At 73.4% G+C, this 17,577-nt stretch carries 16 protein-coding genes; 3 read left to right on the top strand and 13 right to left on the bottom strand.

Annotated elements, in window-relative coordinates:
- Window positions 1–16 precede the first annotated feature (16 nt).
- From L6E12_RS15705 to L6E12_RS15695, 3 genes are all read right to left on the bottom strand, one after another.
- A complete protein-coding gene (locus L6E12_RS15705) occupies window positions 17–1,453 on the bottom strand; it encodes a radical SAM protein (RefSeq protein WP_236228652.1) in 1,437 nt (478 codons plus the stop codon).
- Window positions 1,453–4,062, bottom strand: coding sequence for a glycosyltransferase (locus tag L6E12_RS15700; RefSeq protein ID WP_236228651.1), 2,610 nt, complete (start codon window positions 4,060–4,062; stop codon window positions 1,453–1,455). The genes L6E12_RS15705 and L6E12_RS15700 overlap by 1 nt, the downstream gene beginning before the upstream one ends.
- Window positions 4,063–4,142: 80 nt before the next feature.
- Window positions 4,143–5,066 (bottom strand): NAD(P)H-binding protein, encoded by a 924-nt coding sequence (locus L6E12_RS15695; RefSeq protein WP_236228650.1) that lies wholly within the window; start codon window positions 5,064–5,066, stop codon window positions 4,143–4,145.
- 148 nt (window positions 5,067–5,214) lie between these two features.
- Here L6E12_RS15695 and L6E12_RS15690 point away from each other — a divergent pair, with 148 nt between their 5' ends.
- Entirely contained in the window at window positions 5,215–5,592 is a 378-nt protein-coding gene (locus tag L6E12_RS15690; protein ID WP_236228649.1) for a VOC family protein, read from the top strand.
- A gap of 10 nt (window positions 5,593–5,602) precedes the next feature.
- Here the strand turns inward: L6E12_RS15690 and L6E12_RS15685 are convergent, their stop codons facing one another.
- The 9 genes from L6E12_RS15685 to L6E12_RS15645 form a co-directional block, all read right to left on the bottom strand.
- Window positions 5,603–6,193: an LUD domain-containing protein gene (locus tag L6E12_RS15685; RefSeq protein WP_236228648.1), complete on the bottom strand. Its 591-nt coding sequence runs from the start codon at window positions 6,191–6,193 to the stop codon at window positions 5,603–5,605.
- Window positions 6,190–7,623, bottom strand: a complete 1,434-nt coding sequence (locus tag L6E12_RS15680) for a lactate utilization protein B (RefSeq protein ID WP_236228686.1) — start codon at window positions 7,621–7,623, stop codon at window positions 6,190–6,192. Before L6E12_RS15680 ends, L6E12_RS15685 begins: the two co-directional genes overlap by 4 nt.
- Window positions 7,624–7,640: 17 nt before the next feature.
- Window positions 7,641–8,378 (bottom strand): (Fe-S)-binding protein, encoded by a 738-nt coding sequence (locus L6E12_RS15675; RefSeq protein ID WP_236228647.1) that lies wholly within the window; start codon window positions 8,376–8,378, stop codon window positions 7,641–7,643.
- Window positions 8,375–9,838 (bottom strand): rhamnulokinase family protein, encoded by a 1,464-nt coding sequence (locus L6E12_RS15670; RefSeq protein WP_236228685.1) that lies wholly within the window; start codon window positions 9,836–9,838, stop codon window positions 8,375–8,377. Before L6E12_RS15670 ends, L6E12_RS15675 begins: the two co-directional genes overlap by 4 nt.
- 61 nt (window positions 9,839–9,899) lie before the next feature.
- Window positions 9,900–11,939 carry a bifunctional aldolase/short-chain dehydrogenase gene (locus L6E12_RS15665; protein ID WP_236228646.1) on the bottom strand — a complete coding sequence of 680 codons (2,040 nt, stop codon included), beginning with the start codon at window positions 11,937–11,939 and terminating at the stop codon, window positions 9,900–9,902.
- A gap of 50 nt (window positions 11,940–11,989) precedes the next feature.
- The gene (rhaI, locus tag L6E12_RS15660) at window positions 11,990–13,165 is read right to left on the bottom strand and encodes an L-rhamnose isomerase (protein WP_236228645.1); all 1,176 of its coding nucleotides are present in this window, start codon (window positions 13,163–13,165) and stop codon (window positions 11,990–11,992) included.
- On the bottom strand, window positions 13,162–13,524 hold the full coding sequence (locus L6E12_RS15655; RefSeq protein ID WP_236228644.1) for an L-rhamnose mutarotase: 363 nt from the start codon (window positions 13,522–13,524) through the stop codon (window positions 13,162–13,164). Before L6E12_RS15655 ends, rhaI begins: the two co-directional genes overlap by 4 nt.
- 59 nt (window positions 13,525–13,583) lie before the next feature.
- A complete protein-coding gene (locus tag L6E12_RS15650) occupies window positions 13,584–13,775 on the bottom strand; it encodes a hypothetical protein (protein WP_304523885.1) in 192 nt (63 codons plus the stop codon).
- Entirely contained in the window at window positions 13,772–14,440 is a 669-nt protein-coding gene (locus tag L6E12_RS15645) for a VanZ family protein (protein WP_236228643.1), read from the bottom strand. Before L6E12_RS15645 ends, L6E12_RS15650 begins: the two co-directional genes overlap by 4 nt.
- A gap of 258 nt (window positions 14,441–14,698) precedes the next feature.
- On the opposite strand from L6E12_RS15645, the gene L6E12_RS15640 reads away from it, so the two are divergent.
- Window positions 14,699–15,067 (top strand): YciI family protein, encoded by a 369-nt coding sequence (locus L6E12_RS15640; RefSeq protein WP_236228642.1) that lies wholly within the window; start codon window positions 14,699–14,701, stop codon window positions 15,065–15,067.
- A 41-nt stretch (window positions 15,068–15,108) separates the two neighbouring features.
- Complete coding sequence (locus tag L6E12_RS15635) at window positions 15,109–16,341, top strand: RNA polymerase sigma factor (protein WP_236228684.1); 1,233 nt, start codon at window positions 15,109–15,111, stop codon at window positions 16,339–16,341.
- Window positions 16,342–16,348: 7 nt separating this feature from the next.
- On the opposite strand, the gene L6E12_RS15630 is transcribed toward L6E12_RS15635, so the two are convergent.
- The gene (locus tag L6E12_RS15630; protein ID WP_236228641.1) at window positions 16,349–17,554 is read right to left on the bottom strand and encodes an MFS transporter; all 1,206 of its coding nucleotides are present in this window, start codon (window positions 17,552–17,554) and stop codon (window positions 16,349–16,351) included.
- Window positions 17,555–17,577 lie beyond the last annotated feature (23 nt).

The following is a 17,577-nucleotide window of genomic DNA, read 5'->3' as shown; positions in this document are numbered from 1 at the left end:
GCGCATCCCGCTGTGCTCACAGCTCCGCGTTGATCAGCGCCTCCACCAGGGTACGGCCGTTGCCGGTCAGCTCGACCAGCCCGCCCACCCGGTCCACCCGGACCAGGTCCCGCCCCGCCAGCCGGTCGAACGCCGACGCCCACGGTTCGGCGAACAGCGACCGGCCGAAGCGCGCCCGGTACAGGTCCTCGCGCAGCGGTTGCAGCGTCGTCAGCGCCATCTTCACCGCCCTGGCCGCCTGGGCCTCCGGGGTGAACCGGGTCGCCGAGCCCAGGGGGATGCGGCCCTCGCGCACGGCCCGGGCGTAGCGGTCGCGGTTGGTGTCGGTGATCGCCTCGGAGGCCCGGCAGGACGAGCTGCCGCCGAGCCCGATCGCCACCTCGGCCTCCTGCCGGTCCTGGTCGACCATGATGGCCTTCCACTTCTCCGGCGGCAGCCCGGACCGGGCGAAGTACATCGTCGGGTGCTCGGTGTACCCGGCGGCCGTCAGCCCCTCGGTGAGCAGTTCGCGCATCTGGTACTGCTCACCGAGGGAGGGCCAGTGGTGGCCGGTCTCGCCGAGCTTGCGGCGGTAGTCCGGGAACTGCCAGGCGGCCGGCTTCTCGCCGGTGACCCCGGTGCGGGTGTCCGCGTAGGACATCAGGTGCAGCTTGGTGCACACCACCGCGTCCACCCCGTGTTCCAGCACCACGTCCAGGTCGCGGCGGACGCTGTCCACGGTCTGGTCGAGCAGGCCGTACATCAGGTCGATGCTCGCCCACTCGAAGCCCAGCGCGCGGGCGTTGCGCACGAAGTCCACGCACATCGCCGACGAGTGCTCCCGGCCGCACTCCCGCAGCACCGTGTCGTCGAAGGACTGCACGCCGCTGGAGATCTTGGTGCAGCCCAGTTCGCGCAGCAGTTCCAGCTTCTCCGGGGTGAAGGTGCTCGGGTCGCCCTCGAACCGGATCGTGGTCTCGGCGGTGAAGCCGAAGTTCTCCCGGTAGAAGTCCAGCAGCCTGCGGATGGCGTGGGCGGGCAGCATCGACGGGGTTCCGCCGAAGACGTTGAACTCGCCGACCGGTGCGCGGCGCAGGTTGGGCACCGCGTCGAGCCACAGCCGGGCCTCCTGGATGTTCCAGTCCACCCACTGCGCCGCCTTGGTGTCCACCACCTCCGGCGCCCCCTTGACCAGCACCACCGGGTACTGGCAGAAGCGGCACCGGTAGGCGCAGGTCGGGATGTAGGACCACAGGTGGATCGGGGCGGTGTCGGCGAGCTGGGCGTCGAGGTCGGCCAGGAATGCCTCCGGCGGGTGGCCGGGCACGTTGCCGGGGAACACGTGCGCGCCGAACGGGTCCTCCTCCAGGTACTCCAGCAGGTGCGCGTTCACCGGGTCGGCCAGCGCGTCCAGCACGGCGGGCCTCGGGTACGCCGGGTCCAGCCGGTGCAGCGACTCGCGGGCGGTCGACATCAGAACACGCCCCCGTTGCCGAAGTAGTTGTGCGCCTCGCCGGACTCGCGGTCCTCGCAGTAGTAGTGCACGAACTCCGCGAACCGCTCCTCGGGCACCCCGCGCAGGCACTCCGGCAGCGGTGGTGGGGCGCCGATGTCCTCGCCGACCGTGCGCCGCAGCACCGCGAACAGCTCCTCGCGGAATTCCAGGTAGAGTCGGTAAGACGGGGTCTTGTAGGCGTGGATCGGGGTGAAGTCGACCACCCGCATCTCGTCGCGGATCTCCGCGATCCGGTCGCGCAGCCGGGCGGCCAGGTCCGCACCGAAGAAGTCCACGACCCGCTGTTCTTCCAGCAGAGCCGGGGTGAGCAGCACCGGCAGCACGATGTTCTTCGGGGTGAAGTCCTTGATCGAGAACTCCCACGCCTGCCGCGCCTCGGCCGGGGTGAGGTCGCTGTCGCGGGCGGGCGCCGGGTCCGCCACCCGGATGTCGCGCATGACGATGATGCCGTCGTTGCCGTAGGCGCGGCCGGTGATCACCTCCTCCAGGGCGTGGTTCACCCGCCGCGGGTTGATCTCCACCCGGGACCTCGGGGCGTAGGCGATGTCGTACCCGCTGCTGCGCACCTTGATGCCGAAGTCCCAGTCGTCGGAGAGGTGGTTGACGAACCGCCCGTCCTGCACCTGGTAGAAGATCTCGATGCCGCCGACCGCCGCGTACGCCTCCCGCTCCACGGCGAAGCCCTTGCCGTCGGGGAACCCGCCGAACACCGACCAGGCCACCACCCGGCAGCGCAGGGTGCGCTGGATGGCGTCCCACAGCCGCGGCCTGCCCGCGAAGTGCTCTGCGGTGTAGTAGTAGTCGCACACCCCGATGGCGGCCTTGCTGGACTCCATGGCCGAGAACAGCTCCCACAGCCAGTCCGGGTCCACTACGCAGTCCGCGTCCGCCGACACCAGGTAGCACCGCTCGTCCGGGTCGGCGAACGGCCGCGCCCGGCTGCGCTGCACCGCGAAGTCCATGCCCGCCCGCCGCGCGCACGACACGCCCTGCTCGGCCTCGGTGATCAGGTGCACCGCGAGGTCCGGGTGCGCCTCGGCGAACCGGCGGGTGATCGCGGCGGTGTCGTCGGTAGAGTTGTTGTCCACCACCACGACCTCGAACAGCTCCCGGTCCAGCGGCCCGCCCGGGCCGCGCTGGTCGCGCAGCCCGGCGAGCACCCGCTCCAGGTGCGCGGCCTCGTTGAACACCGGCAGCACCACGCTCAACCGGGTCCGCGCGCCCATGGGCGCCGGGAACAGCCGCGCGACCGCCTCGCCCACCCGGTCCCGGCCGAAGTGCCCGGCACCCAGCCGGTGGTTGTGGGTCATGACCGCGTTCCACCTCTCCCGATCGGTGATCAGCTCCGCCACCTCGGCCACGAACTCCTCGGTGGGCAGGTCGTGGGTGGTGACGTCGAGCAGCGGCGCCCGGAACCCGCGCCCGCCGTAGACGGCGTCGTACAGCTCGTAGCGGCTCGCGGCGTACGGCGTGCCGGAGGCGATCGCCTCACCGACCGGGTTGCCGTAGCTCTCGTAGTCGTAGGAGGTCAGGAACAGCGCCAGGTCCGCGTGCGCGAGCAGGTCCCGCACGCTGTACCGCCCGCCGGGGGAGTCGTAGGGCGCGAGCCTGCCGCCGAACACGACCCGCCCGCGCACCCCCAACTCCTCGGCCAAGGCGACCAGCCTGGCCTGCTCGGGTGCGGACTCGGTGGGGTCACCGGCCACGAACAGCACCGCGTCCACACCCCGGGCGAGCAGCCCGGCGAGCAGGTGCAGGTCCCGGTCGATGCGCTTCTGCGGGATGATCCGGGTGAACCGGGCCAGCAGCGCCGCGTCCGCCGGGATGCCGAAGTCGGCGCGGAACCGGGCGTTGCGCCCGTCCACGCGGGCGGGCTCGTGGGTGAAGGTGTTGGGCAGCACGCTGATGTTGCCCAACCCGGGAACCCACTCCCTGGTGCGGCGCAGCGCGTGCTCGTGCAGGGCGAAGTAGTGGATGTGCCTGCTGTCGCGGGGGCGGGGGGTGGTCGGGTGCGGGAACGCGCCGTACTTGCCGGTGCCCGGTTCGCTCTGCCACATCAGGTCGTGGTCGCGCCAGAACACGAAGCGGCCCAACCGGTGCCGTGCGCCGTACCGCTCGATCGCCAGGTACAGCGCGGTGGTGTAGGTGATGTTCTCCGGCAGGGTCCCGTTCTCCACCACGACCAGCGTGACCCCGCACTCCTCCCACGTCGCCACGATCCGGTCGGCGACCGCCTCGGCGACCCGCCGCACCCTGGGCAGCAGCGCCTCGTCCCCCGCCGCCACGACCTCGCTGAGCACGCGGGCGACGAAGTCCTGGTCGTAGCCGGGCACGGTGTTCAGGTCGGCGACCCGGTCCAGGGTGATCCAGTCGGGCAGCAGGTCGGCTTCGCCGTCGTAGGGGCGGAAGAACCGGTGCTTGTCGGCCTTGATGTCGTAGCCCAGGTCCAGCCGGACCCGGTGGCCCCGGCGGGCGAACTCCCCGGCGACCTTGACGAACTCGACCACGACCCCGGAGATGGCGGCCCCGTCGAAGGACACACCCCACAGCGTCGGCGCCGATGTCACGTTCCCAGTATCGGGTTCGCCGGGTGGGTGCACCACCCGCCACTCGGACCGGATCACCGGCACCCGGGGTCGGCGGGGTGTCAGCCCTTCTCCCGGACCGCCTCGACCGTCTCGACCATCGCGGGGTCGATCGGGCGCGTGCCGGTGCCGGTGAGGTGGAGGTGGCGCAGGAGCAGGTCGGCCAACCGGGTCGGATGCAGGCCCGGTTCCTTCCCCGAGAACCGGTAGCGCAGGGCGGTCAGGCGCAGGGCCAGCCGGAACACCGCAGAGGGGAGCACCTTGACCGGGCGGGGGTTGCCCGCGGCGGCGGCGAGGCCGCCGATCATCTCCGCCCAGGTCAGGTTGCCGTCGGCCGCCGGGAGGTCCGCACCGGAGGCCGCTTCCAGGGCGTCGACCGCGATGTCCGCGACGGTCTCCGCGGTGGTCACCGCCGTGCCGCCGGTCGGGGCCAGCAGCGGGGACTTCGAGCTGACCCAGCCCACCAGGCCCTCCGCCCACGCCGGGAACCGGTCGCCCGCGCGGCCGAACACGAACGGCACCTCGACGACCGCCACCGGCAGACCCGGCCCGGCCGCCGTCCGCCCCTCCGCCGCCTGCGCGACCCGGCTGCGGATGTAGGGGTGGGCGCCCGCGAGGTCCCACTCCGGGTGTTCCCGGTTGAAGTGCGTGAAGTACGAGCCGAGCACGACCGCGCGGGTCGCGCCCGCCTGCCGCGCGGCGGTGAGCAGGGTGACGACCGGGACGACGTTGCCCGCGTGGAACGCCGAGTACGCGGGCCGCGCGGGCACCTCGCGGTCGTCGGCACCGGCGGCGAACACGACGCCGTCGCAGCCGGCCAGCAGCGGCAGCCAGGTCTCCACGTCGGCCGTGGTGGCGTCCACCGCGTGGTCGACCCCGTCCCGCGGTGTGCGGGCGACCGCGACCGCGGTGTGCCCGCCCGCGCGGAGCCGGGTCACGATCCGCCGACCCAGCAGGCCACTTGCACCGACCACGAGAACCTTCATGGGGCACGATGATCGCACCGCACCCCCGCGGTCGCCGCGCGGGTGCCCCGGTGGCGGGTGCCGTTGTCGAGCGCCCGGCCCCGCACCTTGGTAGACCGGTCCACGACAACGGCGGGCCACCGGGCCGCCGGAGGACTGGAGGACGCCCGTGAGCTGCCGCATCAGCGAGATCGTCATCGACGCCCGCGACCCCGAGCGGCTGGCCCGCTTCTGGTCGGACGTGCTGGGCTTCGTCGAGCTCTCGCGCGAGGACGGCGCCGTCGAGATCGGCCCGGCGTCCGGTTTCGGCGGCCCGCAGCCCACCCTGCTGTTCATCCCCGTCGCCGAGCCCACCCCCGGCAAGCTGCGCCTGCACTTCGACGTCAACCCGACCGACGGCGACCAGGAGCGGGAGTTGACCCGGCTGCTGGAGCTGGGCGCCCGCCCGGCCGACGTGGGTCAGGCCGACTCGGCGAGCTGGCACGTGCTCGCCGACCCGGAGGGCAACGAGTTCTGCCTGCTGCGCAAGCGGCTCGACCAGGTTTGACCGGCCCAGCTCACCCCACGACCAGGATGTGCAGGTTGCGGGGGCCGTGGACGCCTTCGACCCGGTTGAGTTCGATGTCGCTGGTGGCGCTGGGCCCGCTGATCCAGGTCTGCGGGCGGCGGGGGTCCAGTGCGGCCATGGCGGCGGGGACGTCGGGGACCACCCGGTCGGCGCGGACCAGGCACAGGTGGGTGTCGGGCAGCAGGGTCAGGGCCCGGCGGCCCTGGCCGTCGGTGTGGTCGAGGACGAGGGTGCCGGTGGCGGCGATCGCCAGGGCCGCGGTGGTGACCACGGCCTCGACCCGGTCCAGTTCGGCGGTGCTCTCGCCCGCGTCCACGGGGATGGGCAGGGGGTAGGGGAAACCGGGCGGGACCAGGACGCGGGTGAGGCCGCCCAGTGCCGAGGCGACGGCGGCGGGGACGTCCGCCTCCGCGCACCGGACCACGTGCGCCCGGTAGTCGGCGGCGCGCTCGATGAACAGGCCGACGACGTCGGCGGGCGGCGGGGCGTCCCGGTAGGCGCGCGGCACCGGGGCGTCCGCGCGGTCGGCGCCCGCCAGGGCGCTGCGCACGGCGGCCAGGATTTCCTCGCGGGCACTCATCGGCGGTCCTCCCACCAGTTCCGGAACGAGCGGCGCGGCGGGGCGGGCAGGTCCCGGGCGCCCGTCCACAGCGACCCGGGCCACGGCAGCCAACCCAAAGCCCGCCGACCGCCCGGCAGCACCCGCCGCCCCAGCCGGGAAGCCAGCCCGCTCGCGCCCTCGGCGGCGGCGAGGCGACGGGCGTCGCCGAACAGCCAGCCCGCAGCGCGCATGGCCAGGGCCTCCGCCGACGGTGGACCCGACCGGTGCGCGTCGACCACCCGGGAGCGCAGGTGGACCAGTACCTCCGGGATGTCGATGCGCACGGGGCAGACCTCGAAGCAGGCACCGCACAGCGTCGACGCGTACGGCAGCGAGTCGGTCTGCGCGTCCTCGCCGACCCCCTTCATCAGCGGGTTCAGGATGGCCCCGATCGGGCCCGGGTAGACCGACCCGTAGGCGTGGCCGCCGGTGCGCTCGTAGACCGGGCACACGTTCAGGCACGCCGAGCAGCGGATGCAGCGCAGCGTCTGCCGCCCCACCTCGTCGGCCAGCACCCGGGTCCGCCCGTTGTCCAGCAGCACCACGTGCATCTCCTGCGGCCCGTCCCCGGGGGTGACCCCGCTCCAGGTGGAGGTGTACGGGTTCATCCGCTCCCCGGTGCTGGAGCGGGGGAGCAACTGGAAGAACACGTCGAGGTCCGACCAGGTGGGCACGACCTTCTCGATGCCGACCACGCTGATCAGCACCTCCGGCAGCGTCAGGCACATCCGCCCGTTGCCCTCGGACTCGACCACCACCAGCGTCCCGGAGTCCGCCACGGCGAAGTTCGCCCCGGACACCGCGACCTTCGCCCGCAGGAACTTCTCCCGCAGGTGCCGCCGCGCCGCCGCGGCCAGCTCCGCGGGCTCGTCGGACAGGCCCTCGGGTGCGGGCATCCCGACCGAGCCCATCCGGTCGCGGAACAGCTCGCGGATCTCGGCGCGGTTGCGGTGGATGGCGGGCACCAGGATGTGGCTGGGCAGGTCGTCGCCGAGTTGGACGATCAGCTCGGCCAGGTCGGTCTCCCAGGCGGCGATGCCGTGCTCGGCCAGCGCCTCGTTGAGGCCGATCTCCTGGGTGGCCATGGACTTGACCTTGACCACCTCGTCCACCCCGTGCCCGCGGGCGATGGAGGCGACGATCGAGCAGGCCTCGGCGGCGTCGCGCGCCCAGTGCACGGTGACACCGTTGCCCTGCAACGACTCCTCCAGCCGCAGCAGCGTCTCGTCCAGCGAGCGCAGCGCGTTGTCCTTGATCGCCGCGCCCGCCACCCGCAACTGCTCCCAGTCGTCGACCTCGGCCACCACACCCGCGCGCTTGCCTCGGATGGTGCCGGTGGCGTGGGCGAGGTTGTGCCGGAGCTGGCTGTCGGCCAGGGCGGCGCGCGCCGCCACGGGGAACGGGGGCATCCCCAGGAACGTGCCGCTCACCGCTGGTCCTCCGTGCTGGCCAGGACCTCCGCCAGGTGCGCCACCCTGGTCCCCGCGCGCTGCCGCGACAGCACCCCGCCGATGTGCACCAGGCACGAGTTGTCCCCCGCCACCAGCACCTCGGCCCCGGTGGCGCGGACGTGGCGGGCCTTGTCCGCGCCCATGGCGATCGAGGTGTCGGCGTTCTTCACCGCGAAGGTGCCGCCGAAGCCGCAGCACTGGTCGGCGGCGGGCAGGTCGAGCAGGCGCAGGCCGCGCACCGCCCGCAGCAGCCGCAGCGGCCGGTCGCCGACGCCGAGCAGGCGCAGCGAGTGGCAGGTGGGGTGGTAGGCGACGGTGTGCGGGAAGTAGGCGCCCACGTCCTCGACCCCGAGGACGTCGATCAGGAACTCGGTGAGTTCGTGGGTGCGCGGCGAGGTTTCGGCGATGGCGGCGGCCAGGCCGGGGTCGCCGCTGCGGCGGCCGACGATGGCGTGCTGGTGGCGCACCGACCCGGCGCACGACCCGGAGGGGGTCACGACGGCGTCGTAGCCCGCGAAGGCGTCGACGAACGCGCGGACGGCGGGCACGGCCTCGTCCAGGTAGCCGGTGTTGACCATGGGCTGCGCGCAGCAGGTCTGCGCCGCCGGGAAGTCCACCTCGACGCCGAGCCGCTCCAGCAGCCGCACCACCGCCTTGCCGGTGTCCGGGAACAGCGCGTCGTTGACGCAGGTGACCATCAGGGCGACCTTCATCCGCGCGGCTCCCACAGTCCGGCCGAGACCAATCGGGCCTCCACAGCATCCCACCGCCCCGCCTGATCGCCCGGTTGGTGCGGGCGGGGGGCGTGCGTGTCGGCGATCAGCGCGCGCATCGCCCACCGGTCCGGCAGGTCGGCGCCCAGCGCCCTGGCCTGCACGACCACGTTGCCCAGGGCGGCGGCCTCGACCGGCCCGGCCAGCACCGGGACCCCGCACGCGGCGGCGGTCAGGTCGCACAGGAGTCCGTTGCGCACACCCCCGCCCACCAGGTGGATCACCTCGACCGGGTGACCGGTCAGCTCGCCCAGCTCGCGCACCGCCCGCCGGTAGGCCATGGCCAGGCTCTCCAGGACGCAGCGGACGACCTCGCCGGTGGTGCGCGGCGGGGTCTGCCCGGTGGCCAGGCAGGCCCGCTCGATCCGGGCGGGCATGTCGCCGGGCGGCAGGAACTCCGGCGCGTCGATGTCGACCACCGGCCCGAAGGCGGGCGCCTCGGCCCCGGCGGCCAGCGCCCCGGCGAGGGTGGTCGTGCGCCAGCCGCGCAGGCACTCCGACAGCACCCACAGGCCCATGACGTTGCGCAGCAGCCGGACCGTGCCGTCCACGCCGCCCTCGTTGCCGAACCCGGCGGCCCGGGCCGCCTCGGTGGTGACCGGCGCGTCCAGCTCGACCCCGACCAGCGACCAGGTCCCGGAGGAGATGTAGGCGAAGCGGGTGCCCGGGGCGGCGGGCACACCGAGCACGGCGGAGGCGGTGTCGTGCGAGCCGACCGCGACCACCGGCACCTCCGCGCCCAGTTCAGCGCTCACCTCGGGGGTCGTGCGGCCGATCAGGTCCCCGGCCGAGCGCAGCGGCGGCAGCAGGCGGCTGGGCACACCCACCCGTTCGGCCAGGTCAGTGGCCCAGTCGCCGGTCGCGGCGGCGTAGAGCTGGGTGGTGGAGGCGTTGGTGCGCTCGGCGCCGACGCGGCCGGTGAGCCAGTAGGCGAGCAGGTCCGGGATGAGCAGCAGCGCCTCGGCCGCGCCCAGCCGGGCACCGCCCGCCTCGGCGGCGAGCTGGTAGAGGGTGTTGAAGGGCAGTTGCTGCAAGCCGGTGACCGAGTACAGCTCCCGGGGCGTGACCAGCTCGTGCACCCGGGCGGGGACACCGTCGGTGCGGCTGTCGCGGTAGTGCACGGGGTTGCCCAGCAGCGCCCCGGACGCGTCGAGCAGCCCGTAGTCGACCGCCCACGAGTCGATGCCGATCCCGTCCAGGGGCCCGGACGCCAGCGCGGCCCGCAGCCCGGCGAGCGTTTCCCGGTAGAGCCCGAGGACGTCCCAGTGCAGGGTCGGACCGAGGCGCACCGGCTCGTTGGGGAACCGGTGGACCTCCTCGGTGGCCAGCTTGCCCGGCCCGACCGACCCCACCACGACCCGGCCGCTGCTCGCTCCCAGGTCGACCGCCGCCACGCGGATGCCGCTCACCGCACCACCACCAGTTCCAGACCCGCGATCCCGGGCCGGGCGAGGGTGCCCATCAGCGGAGGAAGGCCGCGGCGACGCCCGCGTCCACCGGGATGTGCAGGCCCGTGGTCTGGCTCAGGTCGCCACCGGTGAGGGCGAAGACCGCCGCCGCGACGTGGTCGGGCAGGACCTCGCGCTTGAGCAGGGTGCGCTGGGCGTAGAAGGCACCCAGCTCCTCCTCCGGCACGCCGTAGACCGCGGCCCGCTGCGCGCCCCAACCGCCCGCGAAGATCCCGGAGCCGCGCACGACCCCGTCGGGGTTCACCCCGTTGACCCGGATGCCGTGCTCGCCCAGCTCCGCCGCCAGCAGCCGGACCTGGTGCGCCTGGTCGGCCTTGGCCGCGCCGTAGGCGAGGTTGTTCGGCCCGGCGAACACCGAGTTCTTCGACGAGATGTAGACGATGTCACCGCCGAGGCCCTGGGTGACCATGGTCCGGGCGGCGGCCTGCGAGACCAGGAACGAGCCCTTGGCCATCACGTCGTGCTGCACGTCCCAGTCCCGCTCGGTGGTCTCCAGCAGGGACTTGGAGATGGACAGGCCCGCGTTGTTGACGACCAGGTCCACCCCGCCGAAGGCCAGCGCGGCGGCGTCCACCGCGGCCCGCACCGCCTCGGCGTCGGTGACGTCGGCGGTCACCGCGACCGCCCGGTCCGGGCCGCCGATGCCCTCGGCGACGCCGGTGGCCGCGGCGGCGTCGAGGTCGGCGATGACCACGCAGGCGCCCTCGGCCGCCAACCGCTCCGCGACGGCCTTGCCAATGCCGGACCCGGCGCCGGTCACCAGCGCGACCCGCCCGGCCAGCGGGGCGGGCGGGGGCATCCGGCGCAGCTTGGCCTCCTCCAGCTCCCAGTACTCGATGCGGAACTTCTCCGCCTCGTCGATGGGGGCGTAGGACGACACCGACTCCGCGCCGCGCATGACGTTGACGGCGTTGACGTAGAACTCGCCCGCCACCCTGGCGGTCTGCTTGTCCCTGCCGAAGCTGAACATGCCCACCCCGGGCACCAGCACGATCGCCGGGTCGGCGCCGCGCATCGGCGGGCTGCCCGGGGTGGCGTGCCGGTCGTAGTAGGCGCGGTACTCGGCCCGGTAGTCCGCGTGCAGCTCGCGCAGCCGGGCCACGACGTCCTCGACCGGGGCGGCGGCGGGCAGGTCGAGCACCAGCGGGCGGACCTTGGTGCGCAGGAAGTGGTCCGGGCAGGACGTGCCCAGCGCCGCGAGCGGCGCCAGCTTCTCCCGGGACAGGAACTCCAACACGGTGTCGCTGTCGGTGAAGTGGCCGACCTGGCGCAGGTCGGTGGAGACCAGGCCGCGGACCACCGGGGCCAGCGCGGCGGCCCTCGCCCGGCGCTCGGCCTCGGGCAGGGGCTCGTTGCCGGGCACCACCGCGCCGAACGGTTCGGCGGAGCCGCGCTCGGCCAGGAACCGCTCGGCGGTGCGGATGATGTCCAGGGAGTTGGCCCGGCACTCCTCGGACGTCTCACCCCAGGCGGTGATGCCGTGCCCGCCCAGGACCACGCCGATGGCCTGCGGGTTCGCCGCCTTGACGGCGGCGATGTCGAGCCCGAGCTGGAACCCGGGCCGCCGCCAGCCCACCCAGGCCACCCGGTCGCCGAAGCACTCCCCGGTCAGCGCCTCGCCGTCGGCCGCGGTGGCCAGGGCGATGCCGGAGTCGGGGTGCAGGTGGTCGACGTGCGCGGCGTCGACCAAGCCGTGCATGGCGGTGTCGATCGACGGGGCGGCGCCGCCGCGGCCGTGCAGGCAGTGGTCGAACGCGGCGACCATCTCGTCCTCGCGCTCGACGCCCGGGTACACCTCGACCAGGGCGCGCAGCCGGTCCAGCCGCAGCACGGCCAGCCCGGACCCGGTCAGGGTGCCCAGGTCGCCGCCGGACCCCTTGACCCACAGCAGCTCCGTGGGCGCGGCGGTCACCGGGTCGACCGCGCTGCCCTTGGCCGAGGTGTTGCCCCCGGCGAAGTTGGTGTTGCGCGGGTCGGCGCCGAGGGCGTTGCTGCGGGCGACCAGCTCGGCCGCCGGGGACTGCTCGGGCATGTCCGCCTCCCTGTCCTGGGTGGTCGATTCGAGGTCGGTCGGTGCCGGGGTCACGCGCCCCAGCCCGCCTGCTCGCCGCCCGCCCGGTCGGCGGTGATCTTCTCCTGGTGGCCGCTGCGCCTGTAGGCGGCGACCGGGTCCGGGTCCAAGCCCTGGTCGGCGCGCACGTCGGCCAGCAGCGGGCGCACGTCGGTGTTGTAGGCGTCCATGAACACCGCGTTGGCCTCCAGCACGTCCCCGCAGCGCTGGGCGGCGGCCAGGGCGTCGCGGTCGACCAGCAGCGCCTTGGCGGTGGCCTCCTGCACGTTCATCACCGAGCGGATCACCGCCGGGATCTTGGCCTCGATGTTGTGGCACTGGTCGAGCATGAAGTTGATGCCGCGGGCGGGGTCCAGCGCGTCCGCCCGGACGATCTCGTACATGATCCGGAAGAGCTGGAACGGGTCGGCCGCGCCCGCCATCAGGTCGTCGTCGGCGTAGAAGCGGGAGTTGAAGTCGAACGCGCCGAGCCGGTCCCGGCGCAGCAGGAACGCCACGATGAACTCGATGTTCGTGCCCGGCGCGTGGTGGCCGGTGTCGATGCACACCGCGGCCTTGGGCCCCAGCTCCACGCAGTGCGCGAACGAGGTGCCCCAGTCCGGGACGTCGGTGGCGTAGAAGGCGGGCTCGAACAGCTTGTACTCCAGCAGGATGCGCTGGTCGTCGCCGAGGCGGTCGTAGGTCTCGCGCAGGGCGGTGGCCAGCCGGTCCTGGCGGTCGCGCAGGTCGTCCTGGCCGGGGTAGTTGATCCCGTCGGCGAACCACAGCTTCAGGTCGCGCGAACCGGTGGCGTCCATGACCGCCACCGCCTCCAGCAGGTGGTCGGTGGCCTTGCGGCGGATGCCCGCGTCCGGGTTGGTGACCGAACCCAGCCGGTAGTCGTCGTCCTGGAAGACGTTGGTGTTGATCGCCCCCACGCCGACCCCGAGGTCCTCGGCGTACCGGGCCAGGGCGGCGTAGTCGTCAACCCGGTCCCACGGGATGTGCAGGGCGACGCTGGGCGCGGCACCGGTGAACCGGTGCACGGTGGCGGCGTCGGCGATCTTCTCCTCCGGGGTGCGCGGCACCCCGGGCTGGGCGAACACCTTGAACCGGGTGCCGGAGTTGCCGAAGGCCCAGGACGGGGTCTCGATGCGCTGTGCGGCGAGGGCTTGCTTGACTGCGGACAGGTCGGGCACGGCGATCACGTCACCTCTCGGGTTGCCGGGGTGGGGCGGGCGAGCTGCTCGTCGAGGTCGAACACCGGTTCCAGCAGCAGGAAGCCCTCATCGGGCGCGCGGTCGCCGAGGTCGGCGAAGAACTCGGCCATCTCCGCCTGCCAGCGGGCGTTCACCTCGGTGCGGGCCATCGCGGCCTGCGCGGCCTCCAGCGACTCCGCGCGCACGTGGCCCACCAGCAGGCCGTCCGCGCGCAGGAACAGCGCGTAGTCGTGCCAGCCGGTGTCGCGCAGCGCGGCCAGCATCTCCGGCCACACCGCCCGGTGCCGCTCGGCGTACTCGTCCACCCGCTCGGGTCTCACCTGGAGGCAGAAGCAATACCGCCGCACCGGATCTCCTCACCGGTCGGGCCGCGGCGGGCCGGGGACGACCCGGCCCGCCGCGGCGGTCAGAAGTCGTACTGGTCGAGTGGCGGCGTCGAAGACCGTCGGCGGCCGAGGACGATCTCCCCGTCCGCGCCGGTGGTGTACTCGCCGAGCTTCCCGGCCTTGAACTTCTCACCCCGCTTGCCGGGGATCTGCCCAGACTTGAGCGCCGCACAGCCTGACTCCCGACCCAGGCGGCCCCGCCCCGGCTTCACCCCTCGCGCTGCCGGGACGGCACCCCCACCGCCACGCGCCACCACCGGCGCGAGGCCAACGCGGCCAACGCGGCACCCACCGCGTTGACCAGCACGTCATCCACCGACGACACCCGGTCCAACCGGAAGGCGTACTGCGCGACCTCGACCAGGACCGAACAACCCGCCCCGAGCGCCAGCACCCGCGGCACGGACGCCAACGCCGCGAACCGCATCGGCGCGAAGAACCCCAGCGCCGCGAAGACCAGCAGGTTGCCGCCGATCCCGAGCGGCCCCATCGTCACCAGGTCCCGAAACGGGACCAGGCTGACCCGCCCGGGGACGACGCCCGCCCCGGAGCCCGGCATCAAGGTCAGCCACACCCAGGGCACCGTCCCGTAGACCAACCCCACCTCGGCCAACGACACCCGCCACGCCGACGGGTCGCCCGCGGCAACGCGGTGGCGTGCCAACGCCCACGCCACCAGAAGGGCCAGCGGCAGCCCCACCAGCATCATGAGCAGCACACCGTTCACGGTGTCGAAGCAGCCGTGCCACCGCCCGGCCACACACGCGGGCCCGGCCATCAGAAGCGGCCCCCGAACGGTGAACAACACAGCCGCCAGGCCGAGGACCGCCAGGCTGACGAACACGGTGCGACGCGTGCCGCGGGGTGGTGCTGACAAGGGTGGACTCTGGTTCACGCTCCCAGTGGACACGCGGGGCTGTTGCGACGGCGTATCCGATTTCGGATACGCCCGCGATACACCGATGCCCGCTGGAAACCAGCCCCCGGGTCCGGCAGGGGAGCCGGCAGGTCCTCCGGAGGGTTCGGTCGAGTCGCGGCCGGAAGTTTTTTCCGGGGTCGTGTCGATCCGCGGGCCGCCCGTTCGACGTGTGGGTGCGAGGGTTGAGAGGCGGCCCAGCCGGATGAGGAGAACGCGATGGCGAAGTACATGCTGATCATGCGGGGCACCGACGAGTCGAACGCGGCCATGATGGCCTCGATCGAGGAGCTGATCGCCGCTACCCGCCGGTTCATCGAGGAGACGGTCAAGGCCGGTGTCTACCTCGCGGCCGAGGGGCTGGATCAGGACAAGGGGGTCGTGGTCGATTTCAGCGGTGAGACCCCGGTGGTCACCGACGGGCCGTACGGGGAGACCAAGGAGCTGTTCGGGGGCTTCTTCCTGCTCGACGTCGCCTCGGAGGAGGAGGCGGTCGAGTGGGCCAAGCGGGTCCCGGTGGTCCGCGGGTCCAAGATCGAGGTCCGGCGGGTGCCCGGGGACGACGAGGTCCCGGGGGACAACGGGTGACCGCCGGGGAACGCCCCCCGGCGCCTGCGCGGCGGCCGGGCCTGGTGGGCGCGGCCGATGTCGAGGCCGTGTGGCGGATCGAGTCGGCGCGGATCGTCGCCGCGCTGACCCGGTTCACCGGCGACTTCGAACTGGCGGAGGACGCGGCCCAGGAAGCGGTGGCCGAGGCGCTGGTGTCGTGGCCGCAGACCCCGCCTGCCAACCCGGCGGCCTGGCTGATGGCCGCGGCCCGGCGGCGGGCCATCGACGCGGTCCGCCGCCGCAGCGCCCTGCGGGACCGCTACGCCCTGCTGGCGACCGCCCCGGCGGTCGACGGGGGGATCGACCCGGACCGGCTCGAAGGCGACAGGATCGACGACGACGTCCTGGCGCTGATGTTCATCAGTTGCCACCCGGTGCTCTCCCCCGAGGCCCGGGTGGCGCTGACCCTGCGCGTGGTCGGCGGCCTGTCCAGCGAGGAGATCGCCCGCGCCTTCCTGGTGCCGGTGCCGACCGTGCAGGCCCGCATCACCCGGGCCAAGAAGACGATCGCGGCCGCGGGCGTCCCGTTCGAGCTGCCCGCGGCAGGGGAGCGCCGAGAACGGCTGGGCGGCGTCCTCAGCGTCATCTACGTGATCTTCACCGAGGGCTCGACAGCCACGTCGGGCGACCGGCTGCTGCGCCCCGACGTCGCCTACGAGGCGATCCGCCTGGCCCGCACGCTGGCCGCACTGCAACCGGACGAACCCGAGGTGCACGGCCTGCTCGCGTTGTGCGAGCTGACGGCCGCGCGTTTCCCGGCCCGGACCGCCCCGGACGGTTCCCCGATCCTGCTCGAACACCAGGACCGGGCGCGGTGGGACCTCTCGGCGATCCGCCGCGGACTGGCCGCGCTGACCGAGGCCGCGCCCCGCGGCCTCGGCCCCTACGGCCTCCAAGCCGCGATCGCGGCCACCCACGCCTCGGCCCCCTCGGTCGAGGCGACCGACTGGGACCGGATCGTGGTGCTCTACGAGGCACTCGGCCGGATCGCCCCCTCACCGGTGGTCGAGCTCAACCGCGCCGTCGCCGTGGCCATGGCCACGGGCCCGGCACAGGCCCTGGCCATCGTGGACGAACTGGTCGCCGCGAACCGCCTCCCCGGTTCACACCTGGTCCCGACCGTCCGCGGCGAACTGCTGACCCGCCTCGGACGGCGACCGGAGGCGCGCGCCGAGCTGGAGCTGGCGGCCCGGCTGTGCACCAACCAGCGCGAACGTTCGGTGCTGCTGCACAAGGCGGCCACACTGGACTGATCACCTGTCACTCGGGGGGCGGTGTGAGGGTGCGGGGCAGCAGCGCGATGGTCGCCGCGCCCAGTACCGCGGGGACCATGAAGGCGATGAACCCCGCGCGTGGTGAGGCGTTGAGGGTTGTGGCGATGGACAGGTAGCCGGGGCCGACGATGGCGCCGATGCGGCCCACGCCGAGGCCGAAGCCGAGGGCGGTGCCCCGCAGTTGTGGTGGGTAGAAGGTGCTCATGCAGGCGATGACCAGGCTCTGGCAGCCCAGGGAGCCGAGACCGGCCAGTGCGGAGATCGCCAGCAGCAGGGGGCGCGGTTGGTTGGTGCTGAGGACGAGCAGTGCCACCGCGGCCAGCAGGAAGGTGCCCAGTGTGATCGTCTTCAGGTGGCCGCGATCGGCGATGACCGCCGCGACCAGGCCGCCCGCGCTGGCCCCGATGGTGAAGGCGATCAGGAATTCCAGCGACGAACTCAGGTTGTAACCGTTCTTCATCAGGACCGTCGGCAGCCAGGCGGTGGTGCTGTAGAGCAGGGCCATGCTCATGAAGGTCGCGGTCCACAGCAAGACGGTGCCCCGGCGGTTCCGCCCGGTGAGCAGGTGGGAGATCCGTTGGCGTTCCGCGGTTCCGGGGCGGCGGAGCGGGGTGGACGGCACCACCCGCCAGATCACCGGCACGAGCACGACGGCCAGCGTGCCGAGGAGGAACAGGGTCCGGAAGTGCGTGTTGGGCAGCAGCGCCCTGCCGAGCAGCGCGGAGGCGGTGCCGCCGACCCCGATGGCGCCCAGGGCGATCGCCAGGTGCAGGGTGCGGCGGTTCGCCGGGGCCGTGTCGGTGACGAACGCGCTGACCAGGGGGGCGAGCGCGCCGATGCCGATGCCGGTGCCGAAGCGGGCGGCGCCGAGCAGGGTGAGGTCCGGCGCGAGCGCCGCGGCGAGCATCGACGCCGAGATCCAGGTGACGGCCACCGCCATCGGGGTGCGCCTGCCCCAGGCGTCGGCCGCCCACCCGGCGAGGACGGATCCGAGTGGCATGCCCAGGGCGGTGACGCTGCCGAGGACGCCGAGCGTCGCCGGTGTCGCGCCCCAGGACCGTTCCTGGATCAGGCTGGGCCCGATGGTGCCGAGGGTGAACAGGTCGTAGCCGTCGATGAACAGGATGAGGCAGGCGAGGGCGAGCACGCTCGCCTGCTTCCGGGCCAGGGGTGGGGTATCGGTGGTGGTCATGTGACTTCCTTGTCTGTGACCAG

This window comes from Actinokineospora sp. PR83 (assembly GCF_021056305.1).
GTDB classification, from domain to species: Bacteria; Actinomycetota; Actinomycetes; order Mycobacteriales; family Pseudonocardiaceae; genus Actinokineospora; species Actinokineospora spheciospongiae.
The sequence above is the reverse complement of the archived record's forward strand: the minus strand, read 5'-3'. Positions and strand labels throughout refer to the sequence as shown.

Bases quoted from the DNA above. Each gene is read 5' to 3' on its own strand.
- L6E12_RS15705 (WP_236228652.1), bottom strand. From the start codon at position 1,453: ATGTCGACCGCCCGCGAGTCGCTGCACCGGCTGGACCCGGCGTACCCG.
- L6E12_RS15695 (WP_236228650.1), bottom strand. From the start codon at position 5,066: ATGAAGGTTCTCGTGGTCGGTGCAAGTGGCCTGCTGGGTCGGCGGATC.
- L6E12_RS15685 (WP_236228648.1), bottom strand. From the start codon at position 6,193: ATGAGTGCCCGCGAGGAAATCCTGGCCGCCGTGCGCAGCGCCCTGGCG.
- L6E12_RS15680 (WP_236228686.1), bottom strand. From the start codon at position 7,623: ATGCCCCCGTTCCCCGTGGCGGCGCGCGCCGCCCTGGCCGACAGCCAG.
- L6E12_RS15675 (WP_236228647.1), bottom strand. From the start codon at position 8,378: ATGAAGGTCGCCCTGATGGTCACCTGCGTCAACGACGCGCTGTTCCCG.
- L6E12_RS15665 (WP_236228646.1), bottom strand. From the start codon at position 11,939: ATGCCCGAGCAGTCCCCGGCGGCCGAGCTGGTCGCCCGCAGCAACGCC.
- L6E12_RS15640 (WP_236228642.1), top strand. From the start codon at position 14,699: ATGGCGAAGTACATGCTGATCATGCGGGGCACCGACGAGTCGAACGCG.
- L6E12_RS15630 (WP_236228641.1), bottom strand. From the start codon at position 17,554: ATGACCACCACCGATACCCCACCCCTGGCCCGGAAGCAGGCGAGCGTG.